Source organism: Pseudomonadota bacterium (assembly GCA_026390555.1).
In the GTDB taxonomy this organism is placed as follows: Bacteria; Bdellovibrionota_C; UBA2361; order UBA2361; family OMII01; genus OMII01.
The window spans coordinates 1-22,360 of sequence record JAPLFS010000055.1 but is presented as its reverse complement, the minus strand read 5'-3'; the positions used below and the strand labels follow the sequence as shown (position 1 = coordinate 22,360).

Here is a 22,360-nt window from a genome sequence, read left to right as displayed (position 1 = left end):
TATTGGCGTATGCCTATACCTCAAGACAAAAGCTGTAATGATCTTCGTGACGCTAATTATAATGCTCTCGTACGCGGCAAATTGCTTGATGGGCCCTCTCGTCCTGCTCGTATAGAGCGTTTTGAAAGCCTACTGACGGATCGTCAACAGATTGAGGAGCTGGCATCTACACATACACAACGAGAGTTCTATGACCGCGTAACCGAGGGGCGATCTGACTGGACGGCGAACTTTATACGTATGCGGGATCTCCACCTTATGCTGCGTGCTGAAGCGCTATGTCCAGGCTCATCGGGGTTTCGAATTTCAGAGGCTGTGCGTCAGAAGCTAGTACAGTTCTTCTCCGAGGCGAGCCAGGAGCACTCTAGTGCGGCGACAATGAGCGCGCCGTTGCTTCCAAGTATTGGAAATATTACCCCCAAGGATCTGGCTACTATACGTAATGACTTGTGGGAGGACCTCCAAAGGTCGAGGTTTAAGAGCTTCCAGGAGTTATTCTGCGATCCGATGAACTTTACGGTGCCGATGCTCAGGAGTGAATCTATTCCTCGCAGCTTAAATACATGCAATCTGGCGCCTTGTCTTGTTAGTCCCGATAGTATGCCGAGCAAATTACTCTCGGATCTTGGACTCGTTCAGTGGCCAGAGGAGCGTATTACTCAGCTTGAGGTCCTGCAGACCAAGGGGGCGCTTAAGGTTGTTAATGGGCTAAAGGCGCTTTGGGAGTCGACCGAAAAAATAGATTCTAAAAGCGGTAGAATTATGATCGTCAAGCCGCATACTGACGCGGTGCTAAGTTTTTACGGTGCTCCAGCGGCAGCCGTTGATCCATATGTAGTAGCGCTCGATCCGATACGGTCAGATCTTATCGGGTCACTTCTTTATGTGCGAGAGGATGTTTCTGGTTCCTCTCACGCCGCATTGAGGGCCCAAAAACGTGGCGAGTTCCTACCCCTGCAACGTGTCGTACACTTCCACGCCTCTGCTTACAGCCTACTACGCAAGACGCACTATCAGCGAGAGGGCCACGATGCTGAGATAAGTGAGCTGGCCAAACTCACGATTGAATGGAAGGATCTCAATCAGCGCATCAACTCTGAATGGAAACCCGCTACGAGCATCGAGCATCGTCAACACCTGCACGGTCTACTGTGTAAGCTTGCGGCAGAAACTCACGAAAAGCTCGCTGCAGATTCAAACGTAGCCAAGAGTGAGGCGTTTAAATTCCTTCTCAAGATCGAAGAGCAGCTCGCGATCACGCCTAGAAATCCAGATCTAGTTATTAAAAATATAGCCCCAATTCTTACCCAAATGGTTGCAGCGTTTACGCGCTTAGATCTTCGCTCAGGGGAGATTCCGCAGAAGGGGCAGTGGAACGAAGCCGATCGCCTAGTTCTGAACAGGTCTATCAAGGAACATGAGGAGCGATTCCAGAAAGTGCAGATGGATCTCTTGGATACTCCGGCGATACTTCGCGATTATGAGTACTATTTTACTCAAGGCGGACTCTCAAGGGAGCAGCGAACGAAGGAGGCCAATAAACTTATCGGTCGCATGAACCTTGGTTTTGTATCTCTATCATCGAATATCAAGATCAGGCCCTTTATTGCGTTTGCAGAGAAGCTGCGTAGCTGTAGCAAAGAGCTGCATACGGCAATAGTGAACCAAACTCGTACTGGAGTAAGGGACGCCATCGTTAAGATGGTAGTTGTCTGTAAGCTACAACAGACCAACGCAGCCTTTGAGGTGCTGCGTAGGCGAACGATAGAGCATCAGACCGTTCCCCTCAAAGAGCTTGTTAAGGTTGCTAGGGAGCTTGCTAAGGTGGTTGAGGCCCGAGAGCTCTTTCCAGAACGTACAGTTGTAGGCTACAGAGAGCCTTATGGGGTTGTTGAGCAAAAGGTAAAGGATATTAAAAGGACGCTCCTGCACTATGAGGATATGGGGCTCGATCTAACTGCGCGCAAAGTGCACTATAAGAATCTCCGTGAATATCTAGATCTGACGGATCTTGAGGATATTGTGCGTAAGTTGCCGTAGCGAAAGCTGTAGAGCTGCTGAGTTGGCGCTATACTATTAGGGGCCGAGGAGCTCGCGTAAGGACTCCTCTTCCACTTCAAAGATGCGCACATCGCTTGGGATATCCGCGCCCGCCTCTAGTAGGCTTCCATCCCCAGCACCGAGCTCCTGAAATCGATTTAAGGAGCTGTCTAGGTTGCGGCGCATACCGACCGTGTCGTTATAACTTTTAACGACCGTATCCAACCCCCTTCCGACCCTAGCAAAGCCCGCCATAAAGCGCCCTATGCGCTTATGTAGCTCCTGGCCGAGCCGTTGAATCTCCTGGGCGTTCTCCTGTACCGCAACCTGGGTCCAGCCACAGGCAACCGCGCGCAGAAAGGCCATTAAGCTTAGTGGGGTTGTAATTACCACCTTATGTTGCTCTGCAAAGCGTAGCAGGTCATCGCCGCCCTCTAACGCCCCAAAGAAAAGACTCTCACTCGGAAGAAAGATAACGGTGTACTCCAGGGCGGGCGCAAAGGCCGCTATCGCAGGATAGTTCCTGCGCGCCATCTCCCTAATGTGAGCCTTAACAGCCGCAGCGTGCTCCTTGAGCTTGCTCTTACGAAGCTGCGCATCGGTGGCCGTTGCAGCATCGTAGTAGGCTTGCATCGGGGCCTTGGCGTCTATAATAACGTTAAAGCCATTTGGAAGCCTGACCCGTAGATCTGGACGGTATTGACCATCAAGGCCACTGACCGTTTCTTGCTCAAAAAAATCAGAGTGCTCCAGCATGCCGGCGTTCTCAACTACGCTGCGCAGCTCGTTCTGTCCCCAGACCCCCTGCACCCTTGAGTTAGTCAGTATATTATGGAGCTTTGCGGTCTCGCTTCCAACCCGCTCGCTAGTGCTGCTGATGCTCTCTAGTTGCTTCTGCAGCTGGGCATCGGTTGAGATCCTGTTTTTGTGGATCTCCTTAACACTTCTATCGACTTCAATAATCTTGTCAGCGATAGATCTGCCGATCGTCTCGAGTAGTTTATGGCCCGTGTCGACCTGCGCCTTAGAGGAGCCACCAAGCTGCTCTAAAAGCGCACGCGCCGTATCCCCAAACTGTCTTGTGAACTGCTCTGAGTTGGTTTTAAGAGCCTCGGCGGAGAGCGCTTTAAAGGAATCGCTTAGTTTGTCCTCGGCGTCCTGAAATATCGCTAGCTGCTCCTGGTAGCGCAGCTCCTGTTGCGCAAGACGCTCGGTAAGGCAGGCCTCCTGCGCCACTTGCTTCATGCGCATCACAAGCCACATTATGGTTGCGCCGATAAGGGCGCCAAATAGAGCCACACTTAGGAAAAATGAAATGGGCATTAATCTCCTCCCTATATACCAACTCTCCTTATATCGGATACCTATAGGAGATCTTTAGGAGGAAAAAGGATGCCTTTAGTATAAGTAGCTTAAAGAACGGGGTGTTGCGAGCTATAACCAGCCCTGCTCACGGTACCACCGCGAGGTATTTCGTAGCCCCGCTTCAACATCAACGGTGTAGCGATAGCCGAGGCGCTTCTGAAGCTTAGAGGTGTCGAAGGCTCGGTCCTTGGTAAAAAAGGCAACACGACGACGATAAAGCGGGGGCTCGATTCCAAACGGCTTGCAGAGCGCCTCGCATAGATCGGCTGCTAGAAAAAGGGGCCAGGCTGGTAGCCTAAGAAAGCAGAGGCGCTTATTATTAAGCTCCGATGCTATCGTACGCACTATATCTTCTAGTCGAGTAGGACTCGGATTACCGGCGATAAAGGCTTGGCCAAGGGCTTCTGGATGCAGCGCCGCAGTAATAAAGATATCCGTCAGATCCTCTACATGAATCAGGTGATAGAACCCCTGTTTCGCGCCAAAGAGTGGGAATATCGGCTTGCCTGCGAGTTTAAAGAGCTTTAGAAGCCGTCTGTCACCTGGGCCGTAGATCGCAGCCGGTCGAACTATAGTTATAGGCAATCCGGTACTGCGCGCATACTCCGCTATCCAGAGCTCCCCTTCAGCTTTGGTGCGTTGATAGATATCGCCAGGATCGAAACGATACGATTCATCCGCCGGAGGCTCCTCGATATGACCATGCACCCCAACAGTTGAAACGTGCACGAACCTTTTAAAGTTTGGCGAGCCATTAAGAGCCTGCGCCAAGAGCTTCGTGCTCTCTACGTGCACCTTGTAGTAGGTTTCATCCGAGATCTTAGCCTCTCTGTAAGCCGCAGCGACGTGAAAGAGGTACTCAACGCCCGCTACCGCTTGCTCGGTGACCTGAGGATCGTAGACCTCACCCCGTATCCACTCAATCGGTAGATCCTCTAGCGGCTTAAGGTTTGAGTTAGTACGCGCAACGGCGCGCACCCGAAAACCGAGCGCTACAAGCTTACGGGTCAACACCTGTCCGGTATACCCAGAAGCTCCGGTCACAAGCACACTACTCCCGGTAGGGATATCGAGATCGATCGCCATGCTATCCTTTGTCAGGCAGGTACAGATTGTTAGAAGTTGAAATTAGCCGTTAACGCTACGGTTGGTTCGCTAAATACAGGCTCATTAAAGTATGAAGCCTGATTAATATCTATATTCTCCCCAAAGATGTTCTGCACATCTAGCAGTAAAATACCGCCCCTGGTTGGAAGCCTATACCCGATACCGGCCCCGAATAACATCGCGTTATCGCTATTCGAGCCCCCCTGGTCGTAGCTATTCTCGCGCTGGTAGCGGTATGTCGAGGAGCCCTGCAGGAATACCCCGTGCGTGAAAAAGTAGCGTGAGAAGGCCTTACCACGGTGATCGTTGGTCGTATACCTATCGTCCCCCGCAATATCCTGCATCGCAAAGCGGTAATCGAGCCCGGCTACTAGATGCTCACTAAGAACCTCGTAGATATAGGCCGACACAAAATCCTGCCCACTAGTAGTAGAGTAAGGATCGCCAGCCGAAACCCCCCTCGTAATAACGGAGGTATCAAAGTCTATAGTAATATCGTACTCCGTATCCTGCTGTAAGAGATCGAGCCACCGTTTAGTCCATTCTGCCCCGTAGAAGGTGCTCTTACGGGGATGAAGATCTAGCCCAACACCGAACGTTTGCGCCTTTGTGCCGGGAAGGTCGTTGTAGCGCTGCGTAATGCCGCCGATTAATGTCGGCTCGATACTGGTGAGGTCTGTGTTGGTGCCCTTACCGAGCGACTCGCCGTAACCGGTTCTGAAGATCAGGGTTTGGTCCGGCTTGTATACGATACCTGCCTTGGGGCTCCATAAAGACTGGCTAAGGGAGTTAGGTATATATGGAGGAAGGCGCGGGTCCTGTGCAAACTCTATCGACTCAAACTCGCCGCCGAAATTAAGGTGAAGGCCATCCTGAATAGTAAGATCGCCCAGATACGAGACCGAATTACCATTTAAGTTGACCGGCCCCGCACTCTCAAGGGGGATATCAAGGCTAGTGCCATCGGCAAACTCAAGCTGTGTGCTTGTTTGATCGTAGGCATCGATATCGGTCGCCGTATTTCGATAGGTCAGTATAGAAGAAACATCTCCGTGATCAGAGATGAGCTGCGCCTCGTTCACAACGTTTGTTTCGTAACGATTGTCGCGCTTATCCGATTGCAGCAGCTCATTGGTGGTTTCAGAGATGTTGTCGAAGATCGTTGTAACTAAATAGTTATCCTGCGCCTCTGGATTGCTCGGATTAATCGGAAGATGGCGCTGAGCTCGCTCCCGATCGTAGGTCGAATTAAGTATAGCAGTTGTCGTTGCCGAGAAGCGGTGCAGCCACGCAGCACTCAGGTGACCGTTCAGAGCATTGCGACTCTCAAAGGAGTCCGACTCGTTCGTTATAATCCCGCGCCCCTCCAGTAAGAAACGCTCGCTCCAACTAGGTTGGCTCTGTAGCGAAAAGCCGATATTGCCGGCAGAGGCACGCGGGTCCTCGGTGATGCCGTTTCGGCCAACACCGTCAGCGCTTAGCCCTAGGACCATATTTTCATTCTTGTAGGCGCTCAACACTCCGCTCTTCATGGTGTCGTTCTGCGAATCATAGAATGAGTTAACGGCGGTTCTCCAGCCGTCCCGCTCAAGAAGTTGCGAATATTCATTGAGAGATACCCCGGTGCCGATCGAGTCGACTACGTTGATACTGAGCGGCGCAAAGAGGTTCGCCATGCGTCGCTCTGATAGGATCGTGTCAGCAGCAAAGAGGTCCTCCTGCGTCTCGGAGAGAAGTCGATGCGCACTCGCGTTCTGATAGTTATCGGTGAGAGCAGTTACGGCCTCTACACGCCCCCTCTCCTTAAAACCTAACTGTTGATAAACCCGCCCGATAGAGGCGGCCTGTACGGCGCTATCCTGGTCGAGTAAAAAGCTGGAGCGATAAACGTCCCGCTTGTCTGAAAGCTCTCGTACTTTACCTAGATCATCAAGGGCACCGATCAGATTATTCTCTGCCACGCGCATAAAGCTGCGGTAAAGATAGGGGGTCGGATCGTTTGGATCTAGTTGAATTGCGCGCTCATACTCCGGATTAGCCGCTGAGTAGTTATTATCCTCAAAGTAGTCTTTTGCAAGGTAGCTGCGGTACATGGCGCGTGCTGGCTCTAATACCGTAGCACGCTCAAAATCTTTGCGAGCTTCCGCGAGCTCTCCTTTATTGAATGAAACTATACCGAGACCAGCGTGAGGTAGAGCAGCCCCAGGCTCGGCTTGAATAGCCCTCTTAAAGGCCCGTTCGGCCTGATCAAACGATCTATCACCCAGTAATACGAAGCCGTAGATGGCCTCGGCGTACCAGGAGCGATCAGGTATGCCTTCAAGGAGCTGCTTCGCAGCACTTACGTTGCCGAACATAAATTGCAGCTCGGCCTCACGCGCACGAAGGTTATCGTCGTTGAGCGTAGCACCCCCTTTTATAAGAGCTAGGGCACCCTCTAGATCTCCACGCTCCTGAAGAACGAAGGAACGCGCTAGCCTCGCCGTAGCCGAATCAGGGGTTGCTAGAATAGCTCGGCTGGAAAGCCCCTCAGCAGCGTTTTTATCGCCCTGTGCTAGCCGCACAAGGGCTAGGCTCGCAGTCGCAAGGGCGTGTGCAGGGGTGCTAGAATAGCTCGCTACGCAAGACTCTAGTAACGCAGCGCCGCCCTCTGGATCTCCACTTGAAACCAACATGCGGCCCCTTTGCACATTATCTGGGGCGCAGGGATCTTTGCTTTTGACAACCTTTTGGCCAGGCTCCGGGAGAGCTCCCGGTTCTGTGCTAGGCAGGAACGGCACGAAGAGGCTCCACTGAACGGAATGCTGTGATGATATTATGGTAAACAGCTCTGGTGGCTTATTACGGGCAAAACGCGCCCCCTGCCCCGCAGCGAGTGCTGCTCGACCCATAGGGCTAACACCGTCAAGGGAGCCAGAGACCATCGAGATAGCGGTTTGATTTTTGTCGGTCGTTACAGAGAACTCAGTTCCCCTAATAGCCGCAGTAACGTGCTCGGTAATCACCTCCGGATGGTGCTCGGAGTGACTAAAGAATTGCAACGCTCCTTCGAGAAGATTAAGGGAGTCCCCCTTCTCAGGGAACCTCATCATGCTACCCGAAGGAAGCCGAACGTAGGAGCCGTCCGTTAGCTCCATGGCGATACGCCCTGGTTCGCCAACCCGAACCTCATCTCCCGATATGATTGCAAACCCCTCACTAACAGGCAGTAGCGCCCCGTTTCGCACAATCGTTGCACTGCCCTGCAGGGAGAACACCTTAGCGACCGATTCTTGAGCGACAGCCCCTTGGGGCGTTACAGTAACGGCGCAGATGATTATAGCAGCTAGTATAATACGGTTCACTTTTTAGACCTCGACTAGTGGGCAAATTATCGAACGCCACTAGGATAGCCCGAAGGGCAAGCTCTACCAAGATACGATCTAGCCTGCACAAATACGGTCGCCAGCCAGCACGAGTGGTGTTAAAACTATAGGCATGAAGTTTTGGATCCGTTCTGTTATCGCCATCTCCGTTGGTATCGTCACGATGCTCGTTGCGTCCGTTACGACCCTGGTCGATGACATAGAATATCGGGTCTCGGATCTTTGGCTTCAGATACGGGGAGCAGATGCCCCACCACCAGGGGTCGTAGTCATCGCTATCGATGAGGCCAGCTATCGGGAGCTAAACGTTCCATACGGCCCACCGTGGCCGCGTGGGTTGCACGCTAAATTGCTACATAAACTACATGAGCTTGGTGCCAAGAGGGTAGTGTTCGACGTGCTCTTTGTTGGCCCAGGGGCAGATCCACAAAGCGATCAGGAGCTAGCGGAGGCATTGGCTCTACTACCCTCCGTAATCGGTGTTGAAGCGAGTATGCGCTACATCCAGAAGCAGGGTGGCGGATATATGATAGAGGATCTTGAGCAGCCGTTTGAGCCCTTTCGAAAGGCAGCCAAGGAGGCTCTGATCGGGCTACGGGAGCGCCAGGGAGTTATCAGAAGCTTTCCCCTAGCACGCTCAGACCAGGAGCGTAAGTTCCCCTTCCTTGCCTACGCCGGAGCTGGACTATTTAACTCTAATGCAGTGGGGCTTCCGGGGCCCTACGATCTGATCCGTTACTACGGCCCGGGTCGAACGTTGTCTATATTTTCCTATTGGGAGCTGTTGAGCGCGGACGCCGATCTCTCTAAGGAGATCTTTAAGGATTCAGTGGTTTTCGTTGGGCTCTTAATGCGCTCCGATACCGGCGGCTCTCAGAAGGATAGCTACGTCTCACCCTACGGCCCCCCGCTAGTCTTTGGCCTTGAGGTGCATGCCACGATAGCTGCCAACCTTATAAATGGCTCGTGGATACAAAGACCCCCTCCGATAGTAGAGCGGCTCCTAGGGGCGCTACTGGCAGTAGGCGCTACCTTTTTATCATTATCGGTCTCGCCTGTTGTGTTTGGCTCAATGGTTGGGGGGCTAATAGTGCTCTGGAGCGTAGCAGCTTTTATTGCTATCCAGTCTGGATTCTTCCTTGCCGGTGCACCGATAGTGCTGATTGAACTCCCTGTTATCCTGCTCTGTAGCGCTCTTTATTCCTACCTCTCTGCGCGTAGATCAGCAGAGAGCCTGCGCTCCGCCTTTTCGCTTTACGTTTCGCCAGATATGGTTCCGAAGCTTCAATCTGAGGGGGGAGCGCTTAAGCTAGGAGGGGAGAAGTTATGGATTACGGCGCTCTTTACCGATATCGCTGACTTTACAACCATAAGTGAGGGCATGCCCGCCGAAAAGACATCGGAGATGCTCAACGCCTACTTCACCGAGGTGGTCGAGGTTGTATTTAAGAATCAGGGTACGCTGCTTAAGTTTATTGGGGATGCGATCTTTGCGATCTGGGGAGCTCCGATAAAGCTCCCTAACCATGCAGAGCTAGCGATTAAAGCCGCCATCTCAATCCAGAAGGAGCTAGCGAAGTTTAACGCCACACAACGCTTCCCAGCTCTCTTGACCCGTATCGGTATTCACACTGGGCCGATGCTGGTCGGAAATCTAGGCTCGCAAAAGCGCTTTGATTACACAGCGATCGGGGACTCTGTTAATCTAGCATCCCGTGTCGAGGGACTTAATAAGTACTTCGGCACGAGTATCCTTTTGACCGATGCAACTATAAAGGATGCTGGTGGCTTTGCGGGGGCCGTGCCGATCGCTACCGTTAGGGTAAAGGGTAGGACGGAGCCAGTTCGGCTCTTTACTGTCTTCGACCCCCCACTTGAGCCGGGGGTTATTGCTGACTGGAATGGGGCGCTGGCTTTATTCAGCGCTGCAAAATTTCCCGAATGCTGTGAGCTGTTTGCCAAGATAGCGCTGCAGGATGGACGTCTGGCTAAAACACTATCGTTGTACAAAGGTGAGTCAGAAGAGCTTCGATCGGTTAATCTTCCACAAGGCTGGGCTGGAGAGTTGGATTTTGAGGTTAAGTAACTCGTTGTATTCTACCGATAAGCTTTAAAAGTGGGAGGTAACGCTATGAAGATAATTTTTAGTGCGCTCGTTGTGCTCTATTGTGTAGTTCAAACAGCAGAGGCGCAGCTTACGACGACAGGGGCGCAGATCGTTTCTACTACGATAGATGGGCAGGCACCTAGCGGGGCAAGTCAGAATTCGGCCATCGCACCGAACGGTGATATAATCGTATTTAGCTCCGAGGCAAGCAACCTAGTTGCAGATGACAATAACCAACTTGCTGATATTTTTAAGAGCGTTAAGGGCGTTATTTCCCTGGTAAGCAGGGGCAGCTCAGGAGGCTTTCCTAGTGGCGATTCGAAGGATCCGGCTATTAGCCCCATACTTCCAGATGGTGGGTATGCGATCGTATTTGCATCCAACGCACGAGATATAGTTAGCGGATACCAACCACCACCACCGAGCGGGAGTCTAAACCCTACGCAGATATATATGAGGTTAGAGCCTAGCGGCGAAACTATCCTTATTTCGCGCGCATTAGATGCCTCCAGAAACCCAGTTCCTTTGCTTGGCGGTAACGGTGAGAGTAGATTCCCCTCGGTAACGGTTGTTCCATCAAATCCTCCCAAGTTTATGATAGGCTTTCTTTCGCAAGCTACAAATATCGCTCTCTCAGCTGATGTTGTAGGAGGGTTAATACCATTGATGGTTCCGTTTGGTGCTAGCGTAAAGATACAACGTGACGGTCTCGCCGTTGTTGAAGATATTAGGACACCTAGGATTCGGCCCGATGCGGATTGCTTTGATCTTGTATTAAGTGGAAACGGTAGCTACTTAGCGTTTTCCAGTGCAGCTACAAATTTGGTACGGGATGAAGATTTTTCCGGAGGGTTCAAGCAGGTTTTTCTGAACAGCATGGGGAATGAGCAAACCTTTGTTCTTAGTAGGGCTGCAGATGGGACCCTTGGTAATGGTGATTCATCTCTGCCAAGCCTATCGTTTCGGGGTGATATTCGCACCTTTCTAACCCAGGCTTCTAATCTGGGCGGTAGTACAACTAATGCCGTTGCCACTATTAGTAACAGCATGAATAAAGTTCCGACAGTTATCAACACATCTATTAACGGAGCTCTCAGTAACGGTAGAGCAACAAGCGCCAGGATATCACCGAACGGATTTTATGTGGCGTTCTCTGATACCGGTACGAACCTTGCCCAGGGTCCGACCGGCAACTTTGCGCAGAGTTACATAAAGAACGTGATCACTGGAGAGGTTTTTCGTACTAGCGTTACCTCAGGCGGAGTGGCTGGTGACGATACAAGTGCCCAGGTCTCAATCGGTGGAGCTGGATTTAATTCGCTTGCGGTCAGGACATCGTTTACCTCGCGGGCCTTTAACTTAAATAGTATTGGGGCTGGGGGCACTAATACACCGATCTATCGAGCTGATATTGATGTGCCACCACCCCCACTTACTAGCGGCGTTATTCTAGGCGCTCCACCAGATATCGCGATTACCTCGAGAAAGGCAACCTTCACGTTGCAGGAGTTCTCGGATGCTAATATAGGATCATTAAGCGTTGGCACCTTCGCTACGAGTGTGAAATACAACGTAGAGATCCGCTTAGCGAGACCCAAAACTAGGATCATTAGAAATACAACTCGCAACCAGATTACAGCACGCAAGCTCTCCCCTGGCAGCTATACCGTACGTTATCGCGTAACGGGAGAAACATCGAGCGGAACCGCTATTAAGAGTAAGTACAGCCCGAAGGAGACCTTCGTAATTGAGTAGGGTATGCGTTAGTCGACCGAGTGAGAGCTTAGAAATATCGAGCGCTCGAGCGCCACGAAGAAGCTCTGATACGGCTGTGGATCGAGCACCGGACGGTCATTAAACTGGGCGTTAGCCCGCACGATTATCTCGCGATTGCCACGCTGCCGCACCGAAACGGTCATGCGCATTGAGTAGCCATCAAGCTTAGTTGCGCTGACGGTTCCGAGTTCAAGGTCGGCCTTATCAACAACGAAACTTAGGTCCTGCAAAGTTGCAATAACGGCGCGCAGAGTTTTTTCACGATCCTGCGTATCAAATCCACGTGACTGGATCTGGCGAAGCTGAACCTGAGATTGCTCCGAATCTAATATGCCGGAGTTCATCGGCACACAGCCGCTACAGAGGGTGAGAACGAAGGTAGCGCACATTAGGTTTTTCATTAGATGTTGTGAGCCTCAAGAAAAAGTGATTTAGAGAGCTTTGAAAAAAACTCCTGGTAGAGTGCAGGGTCCTCTAAGCTCTCAATCCGTGAGATCTGGCCCAAGTCGTTCCACACCATACGCTGAAAGGTGATGCGAACGGTGGACTCCCTTGGGCTCATGGCGCGAGTTACTAGAGAGATCCTGATACGTTGTGTAACGTCTACAGGGATATTGGTGCCCACAAAAACACCGACTATAATCTTGTTGGTAATCTGCACGGCGTCCGTAGCGTTCCTATTCTTTGATGCCACAAGGAGCCCAAGCTTGGCCTCAGATTCATCGAGCTCAAAACCGAGATCTTGAAGCACCGAGAGTGAGGCTTGCAGCAGCTCCGATTCGTCTGAGGTATCGAAGCGGCGGGTCTGAAGGCGACGTAGCGAGGCCGCCTCAGGTTGTAGCGTCAGGGCCTCCTTCGGAATATGGTACGAGCACCCTGATAGAGCAGGGAGTACGGTGCTGGCGATAGTAGCTAGCAATAGAAACGGTAAACGCATAACTATTTCTAGAACTGTGATGAGTGATAGGCGAAGTCCCTGACCCGCTTGTTATGATCAAACTTAATTATAACAGTTAGGGTTTTTTGCGTTGTGGCGGAAGCGCCGCTGTTCGCTGCGTACGATGAGCCAAGACCCGCGCCAACTAATCCAGCTCCGACCTCCGCTCCCCCAAGGATAAGGCTCGAGATTCCACCAGAATCGCTAGAGTAGGCCCGCTCCGTTGAGATCTTGTCGTAGATCCAGGTCTCGCGTCGATCCTCGTCTGATGTAACTACGTTAGGTGAGCCTAGCACCCCTGCCACATCAGCTCCCGACATACCGACCCGCACCTCACGTTGCACCTGTCCGACGGTGATGGCGGATTTTCTGTCGGCAGAGACTGCGTCACGGTGGTATTGAGCCCCCGTACAGGCGCTCAGCAGGCTAAGTACGACAAGGGATATAAGCTTTATATGGTTCATGGTGACCCTCTCCAAAATTATAGATCTTTAGTCTAGTCTGGCGCGATTAGCTGCACAATATTAAGGTTAAGGTAAGCCCTTGATCTAACCCCGAGAGCGAGCAAAGATGAGGCAATAGGCGTATTTATAGTGGGTAATAAATAAGGAAACTGCATGAAAGCGACATACACATATATAGTACTCGGACTTGCAATGGTGCTGGTGGAGTGCGCTCCTGTGTTTGCCGAGACCGCCGTTAACCAGTCAGCCAAGCATCTGGATCTAGCGGTGCCACCTATTAACCCCAATATAATCGAGATCCCACTTGTTCCACCATCGAGTGCTGCCGCAACAGCTCAGCTACACGTTGATAACGACGATGGTGATGATGAAGACGATCTAGATGACACCAAAACCCTGCAGGCTATCGTGCCTCACGTAGAGGAGGACTCCGCCGGAGCTTTGGATGATATGGGTGATGATGGTGGTGATTTCGAGGAGTAGAAGCCTGCTCCTATCATTAGCACAAGCCCTATCACTATCAGCGTTAGCGGTCGCGCTAGGTGCTCAGAGAGTAGTGGCAGTCGTACGTCCTGTGGATTGAGGGGGTCTACCCACAGCTTAATGGTATCACCCTGCTCTATCCTCTGTAGAAGTGGGAGGTGGGTGATCGATCGGTATTGAGAGCCGTTCTTTAATCTGTACTCAACGTGTAGCGGTGTTCGTTGTCGGGGCTTGGGTGAGCCACGTAGCTCTTCTATTACCATCACCAATGCCTCTACGGACTCGGCTTTATTTATAAAGCTATAGAGCTTAAAGGCGTCGCGTCCACCGATAAGGATAAGTATGATCCCGATAATAATAAGTATGCTGCGCATATAGAGACTAAGATAAGCAAGAATAGCGATCTATGGTAGTACTAAAAACGGTTCCTCACCAATAAGCGTGGGTGGGAGGCTACTGGATGATGGCATAACTATGCGCGGCAGTTGGAGGAAAAGCCGGTCGAATAATGTAAGATAATGGATGCTGAATCCCTGCGCTGGAACGTGAACCGCTTCCCGTTACCTGCTCCCGCACCGGTAGCGGAAACTTATTTCGAAAAGAACCGATTAATAGAAGATATATTTTGTCATGAAAATCTCGAAGTCTATCAAAAGGCGGTAGAATTACTGAATAGGTTATTATTGTTATTCGCCTCCTCCCGAATAGAAATAGCGATATTGTCAACCAGTTGCGCCGCGCCGCAACCTCCATTTGGCGGCCATGCTGTCAAAGCTGGTTTTCAATGGTTAGTCGGTATCGGAGCGGGAGCAGGTAACGGGAAGCGGTTCACGTTCCCGCGCAGGGGTTTTCCATCTAATGTACCCACACCTATCGGTGAGGAACCCTAAAAACTACTGGGCTGAAATCTATAAAGTGTTACGCTACTGTCCATAGGGGCAGCTAACCTGGAACAACTTGGAACAGAGCCGAGAGTTTAAATTACCAGAGCCCAATCGGGCTCTGGTAGGCGAGGTTCCTTCATGGGATCTATCACTTGTCTTGCCCGATAATCCGCTAGAGAGCTCTTTTCAGATCGATCAGTTAGCAGAGTTAGCTGCTAACGTTACTCAGAGCTGTCATGAGCGCAAAATACCTAGCGAGGCTATCGTTAGAGAGATTATAGCTCTAGGCGCTCATCAACTAATGAGTAATGACGTTAATCTGCTCCGGGGGGCGATCGATAAGGTTATAGTCGAGGGTGGCCAGCTAGAGTTGCTTCCTGCCCTATTTATCAATGTGAGAGAGCAGTGCCACCACGCCTCGCAGCTCTCGCTGCAAGATCTCTTGGCAACATTCAATACGGAGCGCCGTTTCTTCTGTGGTAGTGAGGGAGAAATTGATGGAGGAGGTAGCGCCAAATTTCAGTCTCTGGTAGCAATTGCGCTTAATCAACCACAGCTACGTAACGTTGCGCATGGAGCGCTTATCTCTGCCATTGGAGAGATTCTAGGTAGCGTGTCTGTTCGCCAACAGCAGCGGGTCTTTCTTGCGCTATCTCCCATGCTTAATAGGGATACTGAGCTACAAGATATTGAACTTTTAAGGGATCTTCTATGTAGAGAGAAAGAATTAGGCCAACGTGATCGCTTAAAGACGCTGGGAACCTTCTCAGCCAGTATGAGCCACCTAAAAGCAGATAATCCGCATTTGTGGCAGCGCTGCCGCGAGTTCGTTAGTTGCTCACTAGCCGCGGGGTTCGAGTCGCCAAGGATACTCTTTGGGTGCTTTATTAAGCTTATTGAGAGCAAGATAAACCCCATAATTATTGAGGCGTTTCTTATAGCGATCCCACGACTGACACAAGAGCGCGCGGGTCAAAACACTGCGGAGCTGGTGAGCGCCGCCCTGCAAGCTTGGATTACTACACCTCCGAATGAACAGGCATGTCGCAGCTTTATTGAGACACTTAAGCAGGATGGAGCCGCTAATGTCGGACAGCTTTTTGCGCGCTTGCTCGCTAGTTGCTACGAACGTAGCGAGTCTCAGCAGGTATCCTGGAGTCTGCTGGGGGATCTTACAGGTGGCTTAGTTGAGAGCCAAACAAACACATACCGACACGAGATCCATAGACGATTAGCTGATCTTCACCGTGGTTATGCAAATTCGCTCCGTTTTGACCTTAAGCGCCTGCCGTATGAGACGGTCAGCCCGCTGGGTAGATTTGGTCTTGAACTGGGAGCTCTCCAACTCGTACATGCTAGTAGCAACGAAGGATTTCCAGGAAGTGGGATAGTGCTTAGTAATCTCGCCACCGAAAAGATCTTCGTTATGGATCCTAATAGTCCAACAGATCCATTTATCTCTTACAAAAAAGCCTGGCCATCCCTCGCCAGTAAGATAGAGGATCTCACAAAGCTGAAGCTTGTGTTATGCCGAGGAGTAATGATTATTCATGGGCCTGCAGAGCATACTATCGCCATCGGTCGGGGTTCTGCGCAACACTACTCCCTTATGATCTTTAACGATCACCACCACAATACATCCCTAATTAAGGCCCTGCTTGTTGATTCCGCATGGTTACTGAAGAGGCTCTCCCCCTGCCTTAAGGATTGGCAGTCAAGCTGGAATCCTGCCAAAATTAATTCCTCTGTTCAAGATATAAATGGGATGGGGTTACTGCCAGAGGAAGTTCTTGCACAGAATAGGAGCGATAAAATCATTGCGGTCGATGTTGGCTCACCCCTAACGATGGCCTCCGGCATTGGTCAAGAGATAGCTGGGTATCTGATGGAGACACTTAATTTGTTTGATCTGTTTCGGCTTGCGCATGCCGTGGTCCACAAGGGCTTTGCAGGTGAGTACGGCCTTGGTTGCGACTACTCGCTTCGACAGGATAATTCTGCGCAGGGAGAGATCTACCACTCTTCGATCTTAATGCAGGCCCCTGCCCCGGCAGAAAATGAGGGAGATCTAGTTGCTAACGAGGCATCGCTTGGGCCGTTGCTTGATGCGTTAAAATGGCATCTGTATCTTAAATCCGAGGGTGGCCCGGTATCAGAGCACGATCCGATGCTGGTTACAGCGAAAACTCTGAGCTACTCTGACTCGCCGGATGGAGACTTCGTACTGGATCTTAGAAGCCTTGAATGTCGTATTCATGATCTTCCATTTGCGCTCTTCGATCGCAGCTATCCGGTGCTTACACTAGATGTAGAGCTTATCTGGCTGAACGAATTACTGCCACGTTTTATGAATTCGTTTCAGGATCTGCGTATAGTGCCCCGTAGCCAGCTAAAGCGCCGGGTCTTGGAGATAGATACTGATTAACTGTAGGGCTATCTATATGCCGAAACTATTCACTACGCCTAAGTCCAAGTGCTACAAGTTTCTGCAGTAGCTCCTCGTATGAGTAGCCGGCCTGTTTAGCTGAGTCGGCAAAGTCCTCGCCGCTCGCGATCTCTGGATTGGGATTTGCTTCGAGGATAAAGACCTCGCCGCTTGGCTTAAGGCGCAGATCGATACGCGCATAGCCGGAGAGCTCAAGCGCACGATAGGTGCGTTTGCAGATGTTTTCGATGCGAAGCACCAGCTCTGGCGAAAGGTCTGTGGCGGCTCGGCTTACTATACCGTGCTTCTGCTGATACTTGGCGTTCCACTTAACCCGACGTGTCGCGATTAGCGGCGCGCCCTCGGGCATATTTTCAAAAATAAGCTCCCAGATTGGAAGGACCGTTAAACGCGCCTCCCCGATAATGCCAACGTACAGCTCGCGGCCCTCGATATACTCCTCTACGATGACGTCCGTATTATGCTTATCGTGCATAAACGCAACACGCTCCGTCAGCTCCTTGTCGTTATCAACGACGGATGCGGCTGATATTCCAAGCGACGCCTCCTCAAGCAGAGATTTTACAAAGAGCGGAAATGTGAGCTTGCGCGGGCGTCGCACCTTGCGACCCCTTGGGAATACGGCAAAATCTGGGCCGGGTATACGGTGGTAGCTCAAGACCTTTCTACTTAACGCCTTATCGCGGGCCAACATCATGCCACGCGGATTGCATCCGGTATGCGGGATCTGAATTAGCTCAAGAAAGCTAACAACATTTTGATCGTAGAGCGGTTGGTCGTTAAATTCCTCTAGCAGGTTAAATACTATATCTGGCTTAAATTCCCTGACCGTCGTGCGGATAGGCTCAAGATCGGAACGTACGCCAAGCATCGTCACTTCGTGTCCTAGCCCTCTAAGCGTTGAGATCACGTATTGTTCGGTACGCCAATCTTCATTGTGAAAGTCAGCATCGCTCGACACATGCTCAGGAGGGGTAAGGTCTTCGTGTGCCAGGCAGAGGATGCGGAGCTTTTTCATAGGGCAACCCTGTGTCTTCCGCTATGCAGGTAGTTCATGGTCTGAACTGTAACCAGCACCGTAAACTGTTTGATAGTCTCCTCCTCTGAGAGGGTCAAGCGCAAGCCAAGCTCCGAGGCTCGTCGTAGCATCGCCTCAAGTACCCTATCGATAGTATATTGATAGGTTCCCGTCCAGCGAGAAACGGTTGAACGAATCAAACGCCTCTTTCGTCTAATAAAGCTTGAGGCAGGCAGGTTTTTGGAAAATGCTGCTTGATCAGAAAATAGGGTGAGTAGCTCCTTGTCGTAAAAGCATGGGGTCTCTTTGCTGTACTTCTCCTTTCGAATAGCATAGTGCTCTGCAAGGGTCTTTTTAATGGAGCGTAGCGGGTCAAGCAGCTTTTTGTTCTGTACGGGCGCTGTTTTTTCAGCGATTTCACCCATTAGCCGCTCCATGTAGAGGAGCTTATTTATGGCCGGCCAGCCCTTATAGCGTTCGCGCCAATCTGAATTTGGCGTAAGCCATACGGCAAAGGTCTCTGCAAAATCCTCGTCCGGATGACTCTGCGCATACCATGGATCTAGATGTAGGACGAAGCTCTTACTGTACGGCTTGGGGGTGTAGTACTCAGGATATGTAAGAGACGATCTTCCAAAGACTTTTTTGCGTTGCTTTAGAAGCCTTAGACGAAAACCGTTCTCGATAGCATGCCCAACCTCGTGGCGCAAAATCTTTAGACACCAAGCCTCCTCGCCCCCCTCAACCTCCAGGAGTTGTGCTCGCTCAAGTTTCTCGAGTCGTGGGTGCGCCAGATAGAAAGGAATAGCTATGCCGGGTATACCATCAGCGCAGAACCACTCGTCAGAGAGCCAGAAGTGCGGTTCAAAAAGTATGTTGCGATCTCGCAGCTCCTGTCTAATAAGCGCAATACGGTGCTCGAGTGGCGTGCCCTCGATAGAGAGCTCAAGGTCGCACATATTGATCTTGAGCAGCTCTTCATCTGGGAGCTCGGCCCAGTGTGGTTGTGTTAAGCGTTGATTGGAGTCTCCTAACATGCAGATACCCCGCTTATTCCTATTCCTGCTGCGTTGTTTCTACGATCAGCGCCGCTTTATAGCGGGCGCTACCCTTGCTTACTATATCGCAGCTCTCTGAGGCCTGATCGAACACCACTACTACATCACCCTGCTCTAGCTGTCGCCTTACTTGATAAACCTTACTCTCAAGGGTCGGAGCACCGGCCGGGTGCTCTCCGTAGTCGGTTCCTTCCCGAAGTACGAAGTCTTCAATTACGCCCTGCAGTACGGCTGGGCTTAGGAGTGAATACGGGATAATCACACAGCGCTTTTAGTGCTCGTGTCCACCTGGACCATGCACATGCCCGTGTGAGAGCTCCTCGTCTTTGGCAGGTCGTACCTCTGTTAGCTCAACATCGAAGTGTAGCACCACACCAGCTAAAGGATGATTTGCATCGAGCATAATACAATCAGGTTGCATATCGACTATGCGAGCTGGGAGGCTCTGTCCCTCATCAGATTGAAGCTCCACTATCTCGTCTATCCCAACTGTATCTGGAAGGGTCCATTGCTCACGCGGGACGGTTATCACGAGATCTTCGCGGCGTGGGCCGTAACCCTCTTCGGGAGCTACTACAACATTTAACGTCGCGCCCACGGTCTTGCCGACCAGCGCCTTCTCAAGGCCGAGTACGATCTGCTCGTAGCCGTGTAGGTATGAAAGTGGATCTCCACCCTGAGATGAGTCAAGTACCTCGCCGTCTCCATTCTTAAGCGTGTAATGAAACGACACTACGGTGTCCTTTGATACTAGCAGCAGATCTTTCATAAGGGCTCCTATCGATGGCTATGCCACAGTTAATCAGCAGCACGGCAGACTAGTTAATGTACAAAGGCTAGCACAGGGCCCTAGGGCTAGGGAAATACCCCTTAAGCGGGCAAATTTAGCGAAGATCGGCACAAAAAGGTGCGATAAAACTCCGACTATGTTAGAGATTATGACTATAAAATATGGTGAGTAGTGACGTTTCCACAAAAGAGCTAGCAGCTCATACAGCCAAGCGCAGGACCTTCGCTATCATCAGCCATCCTGATGCCGGGAAAACAACCCTGACCGAGAAGCTGTTGCTTTATTCTGGTCAGATCGGCGTGGCAGGAATGGTACGCGCCAGAAAGGGTGGGCGCGCTACAAGCTCCGACTGGATGACCCTTGAGCAGGAGCGTGGAATCTCGGTCTCAGCCTCGGCCATGCAGTTCCCGTACAAGGGCTCTATTATTAACGTGCTCGATACGCCGGGCCACCAGGACTTTAGCGAAGATACCTACAGAACCCTCACGGCTGCCGATAGCGCAGTGATGGTGCTCGATGCAGCCAAGGGCGTCGAGGCGCAGACCCGCAAGCTCTTCGCGGTCTGTCGTATGCAGCGCACCCCGATCCTAACCTTTATCAATAAGATGGATCTATCTAGCAAAGATCCCTTAGAGCTGCTGGAGGAGGTTGAGCAGGTGCTTGGAATCCTGGCATCTCCTATTAGTTGGCCGATCGGTAGCGGCAGCTCATTTAAGGGGGTTGTTTATCCCGCTACGCGTGAGGTGATGCTCTTTACAAAATCAGAGCAGGGCGGCGCAGCCAGGGCGAGCTATCAATCTTTAAGCCTCGATCAAGCGTTAGCTAGTGGCGCACTCATGCAGGAGGAGTATGCGCAACTCAATGAAGAGCTGGAGCTTCTTGCAACGGCTGGTAATCCATTCACCAACGAAAAATTCCTGGCCGGAGAGGTCACGCCGGTCTTTTTTGGTTCGGCCCTAACTAATTTCGGAGTGGAGCCGTTCTTCGACCGATTTTCAGAGCTTGCTCCGCCCCCGCACCCCTATGAGGCGATAAACGGCGCTGGTGAGATAGTACGAATTAATCCGATTGAGCGCCCTTTTTCAGCCTATGTTTTTAAGATTCAGGCCAATATGAATCCCCGTCATCGGGATAGTATGGCGTATCTGAGGGTCTGTTCCGGGAGGTTCGAACGCGACATGGTGGTAAAGCATCACCGCTCTGCCAAAGATATTCGACTCTCCCGTTCGTATAGCCTCGTAGCGCAGGATAGAAGCACCGTTGAGGAGGCTTTTCCAGGCGATATTATCGGCGTAATTAATCCAGGTGCGTTCGCTATCGGCGATACAGTTTCACTTGAGGGGGGCTTTAATTTTAAGCCTATGCCGCAGTTTCCCCCAGAGATCGTAGCACAGATCCGTCCAACTGATGTCTTACGCCATAAGTCGTTTGACAAGGGCATCAATCAACTGGCGTATGAGGGTGCTGTACAGATTTTACGCTCGCTAAAGAATCCAAAGGATCCACCCCTGGTTGCTGCGGTCGGAAAGCTTCAGTTTGAGGTGTTGCAGTTTAGGTTAAAGGAGGAGTACGGGGTTACCTCGGCGATAGATTATCTCCCCTACCGCCATAGCGTCTACGTTCTTGGGGATGTAAAGACATTAGTCCTTCCGATGGGTTCATTTCTAGCGCTCGATGCGCGTGATCGCACTGTGCTGCTATTAAGCGCAGACTGGGAGAAGAAGTACGTGCGCGAGAAGAATCAGGGCCATGAGTTCCCTGATTTTATTTAACTATTTACCCCAGATTGCTCTGCAATCTGACCCTGTAAATAGCTGCGATAATCTGAACTACTTACTAAGAAAAATGTTAGCGCTCACTCACGCTTCTGATATACTAAACTTATGCGTAATCAAGCAGACGATGCTAAGAAACGTATATCTGCCTGTAAGCGCGCCTCTCAGGTGCTAGAGGATCTGCGCGCGCGTGAGCTGCCCAAGATCTATACAGTTAAGGGCTTACAGTCGCTTCTTCCTGCGTTTACCCGTTGCATTGAGCAGCGACAGCCCTCTAATTCCTCGGGACTTATCGAGCAACAACGAGTGTTTCGTAAGACCCTTTTTTCATGAAGAATATCTTTGAAGAAGTAGTGGCGCTTCAAGCCTTTTAACTAAATAGGGTTTCTCCCTCTGTTTTATAGGAGGACTCGCCCTGCAACGATGGGGAGATCTTCGCACCACAAATGATATTGACCTGACCCTACTGACCGGATTCGGAGGAGAAGAGAGCTTCATTAAGACACTCCTTGCACACTATGAGGCGCGAATTCCGGATGCGTTTCTAACAGCGCTCGATGTGAGGGTATTGCTACTACGTTCTCCAGCTGGCGTTGGTATAGACGTATCCGTCCCCCCATCCCCATCTCATTTAGGCGCTTAAGACGTTGCCCCAATTATGCGGCAGAAGCTCGTGGATTTTATTTACGGAATGTGCGCGCATGACCTGGAAGATATTTTTGAGCCAGTCATAGGGATTAACTTT

Annotated in this window: 18 protein-coding genes; 7 read left to right on the top strand and 11 right to left on the bottom strand. The window is 51.1% G+C overall.

Features of this window, described 5'->3' with window-relative positions; translation table 11 throughout:
* Window positions 1–9 precede the first annotated feature (9 nt).
* A complete protein-coding gene (locus tag NTV65_07435; GenBank protein ID MCX6115029.1) occupies window positions 10–2,040 on the top strand; it encodes a hypothetical protein in 2,031 nt (676 codons plus the stop codon).
* Between the two features lie 36 nt (window positions 2,041–2,076).
* On the opposite strand, the gene NTV65_07430 is transcribed toward NTV65_07435, so the two are convergent.
* The 3 genes from NTV65_07430 to NTV65_07420 all read right to left on the bottom strand — a co-directional run bounded on the left by NTV65_07430 (window position 2,077) and on the right by NTV65_07420 (window position 7,856).
* Window positions 2,077–3,363 (bottom strand): DNA recombination protein RmuC, encoded by a 1,287-nt coding sequence (locus NTV65_07430; GenBank protein MCX6115028.1) that lies wholly within the window; start codon window positions 3,361–3,363, stop codon window positions 2,077–2,079.
* A 111-nt stretch (window positions 3,364–3,474) separates the two neighbouring features.
* Window positions 3,475–4,491, bottom strand: coding sequence for an NAD-dependent epimerase/dehydratase family protein (locus NTV65_07425; protein ID MCX6115027.1), 1,017 nt, complete (start codon window positions 4,489–4,491; stop codon window positions 3,475–3,477).
* 29 nt (window positions 4,492–4,520) lie between these two features.
* Complete coding sequence (locus NTV65_07420; GenBank protein MCX6115026.1) at window positions 4,521–7,856, bottom strand: tetratricopeptide repeat protein; 3,336 nt, start codon at window positions 7,854–7,856, stop codon at window positions 4,521–4,523.
* Between the two features lie 133 nt (window positions 7,857–7,989).
* Between NTV65_07420 and NTV65_07415 the strand changes: the two genes are divergently transcribed.
* Window positions 7,990–9,963: an adenylate/guanylate cyclase domain-containing protein gene (locus NTV65_07415; GenBank protein ID MCX6115025.1), complete on the top strand. Its 1,974-nt coding sequence runs from the start codon at window positions 7,990–7,992 to the stop codon at window positions 9,961–9,963.
* 45 nt (window positions 9,964–10,008) lie between these two features.
* Window positions 10,009–11,739, top strand: a complete 1,731-nt coding sequence (locus NTV65_07410; protein ID MCX6115024.1) for a hypothetical protein — start codon at window positions 10,009–10,011, stop codon at window positions 11,737–11,739.
* An 8-nt stretch (window positions 11,740–11,747) separates the two neighbouring features.
* On the opposite strand, the gene NTV65_07405 is transcribed toward NTV65_07410, so the two are convergent.
* From NTV65_07405 to NTV65_07395, 3 genes are read right to left on the bottom strand one after another with little or no spacing between them, the layout of a single operon-like run.
* Complete coding sequence (locus NTV65_07405; GenBank protein ID MCX6115023.1) at window positions 11,748–12,161, bottom strand: hypothetical protein; 414 nt, start codon at window positions 12,159–12,161, stop codon at window positions 11,748–11,750.
* Entirely contained in the window at window positions 12,161–12,697 is a 537-nt protein-coding gene (locus NTV65_07400) for a hypothetical protein (protein ID MCX6115022.1), read from the bottom strand. The genes NTV65_07405 and NTV65_07400 overlap by 1 nt, the downstream gene beginning before the upstream one ends.
* Window positions 12,698–12,705: 8 nt before the next feature.
* On the bottom strand, window positions 12,706–13,161 hold the full coding sequence (locus NTV65_07395) for a hypothetical protein (GenBank protein MCX6115021.1): 456 nt from the start codon (window positions 13,159–13,161) through the stop codon (window positions 12,706–12,708).
* A 153-nt stretch (window positions 13,162–13,314) separates the two neighbouring features.
* Here NTV65_07395 and NTV65_07390 point away from each other — a divergent pair, with 153 nt between their 5' ends.
* Window positions 13,315–13,644 (top strand): hypothetical protein, encoded by a 330-nt coding sequence (locus NTV65_07390; GenBank protein ID MCX6115020.1) that lies wholly within the window; start codon window positions 13,315–13,317, stop codon window positions 13,642–13,644.
* Here the strand turns inward: NTV65_07390 and NTV65_07385 are convergent.
* Window positions 13,575–14,018 (bottom strand): DUF3592 domain-containing protein, encoded by a 444-nt coding sequence (locus tag NTV65_07385; GenBank protein MCX6115019.1) that lies wholly within the window; start codon window positions 14,016–14,018, stop codon window positions 13,575–13,577. The genes NTV65_07390 and NTV65_07385 overlap by 70 nt on opposite strands.
* A gap of 583 nt (window positions 14,019–14,601) precedes the next feature.
* On the opposite strand from NTV65_07385, the gene NTV65_07380 reads away from it, so the two are divergent.
* Window positions 14,602–16,953, top strand: coding sequence for a hypothetical protein (locus tag NTV65_07380; GenBank protein ID MCX6115018.1), 2,352 nt, complete (start codon window positions 14,602–14,604; stop codon window positions 16,951–16,953).
* 25 nt (window positions 16,954–16,978) lie between these two features.
* Here the strand turns inward: NTV65_07380 and NTV65_07375 are convergent, their stop codons facing one another.
* Genes NTV65_07375 through NTV65_07360 form a run of 4 tightly spaced genes read right to left on the bottom strand, consistent with a single transcriptional unit; the run spans window position 16,979 to window position 19,819 of the window.
* Window positions 16,979–17,992: an ATP-grasp domain-containing protein gene (locus NTV65_07375; protein ID MCX6115017.1), complete on the bottom strand. Its 1,014-nt coding sequence runs from the start codon at window positions 17,990–17,992 to the stop codon at window positions 16,979–16,981.
* On the bottom strand, window positions 17,989–19,029 hold the full coding sequence (locus NTV65_07370; GenBank protein MCX6115016.1) for a putative zinc-binding metallopeptidase: 1,041 nt from the start codon (window positions 19,027–19,029) through the stop codon (window positions 17,989–17,991). The genes NTV65_07375 and NTV65_07370 overlap by 4 nt, the downstream gene beginning before the upstream one ends.
* Window positions 19,030–19,048: 19 nt before the next feature.
* Window positions 19,049–19,312, bottom strand: coding sequence for a YheU family protein (locus NTV65_07365; GenBank protein MCX6115015.1), 264 nt, complete (start codon window positions 19,310–19,312; stop codon window positions 19,049–19,051).
* 9 nt (window positions 19,313–19,321) lie between these two features.
* Window positions 19,322–19,819, bottom strand: a complete 498-nt coding sequence (locus NTV65_07360) for a peptidylprolyl isomerase (protein ID MCX6115014.1) — start codon at window positions 19,817–19,819, stop codon at window positions 19,322–19,324.
* A 182-nt stretch (window positions 19,820–20,001) separates the two neighbouring features.
* Between NTV65_07360 and NTV65_07355 the strand changes: the two genes are divergently transcribed.
* Both NTV65_07355 and NTV65_07350 read left to right on the top strand, forming a co-directional pair.
* The gene (locus NTV65_07355; protein MCX6115013.1) at window positions 20,002–21,612 is read left to right on the top strand and encodes a peptide chain release factor 3; all 1,611 of its coding nucleotides are present in this window, start codon (window positions 20,002–20,004) and stop codon (window positions 21,610–21,612) included.
* A gap of 111 nt (window positions 21,613–21,723) precedes the next feature.
* On the top strand, window positions 21,724–21,948 hold the full coding sequence (locus tag NTV65_07350) for a hypothetical protein (protein ID MCX6115012.1): 225 nt from the start codon (window positions 21,724–21,726) through the stop codon (window positions 21,946–21,948).
* Window positions 21,949–22,360: the final 412 nt, after the last annotated feature.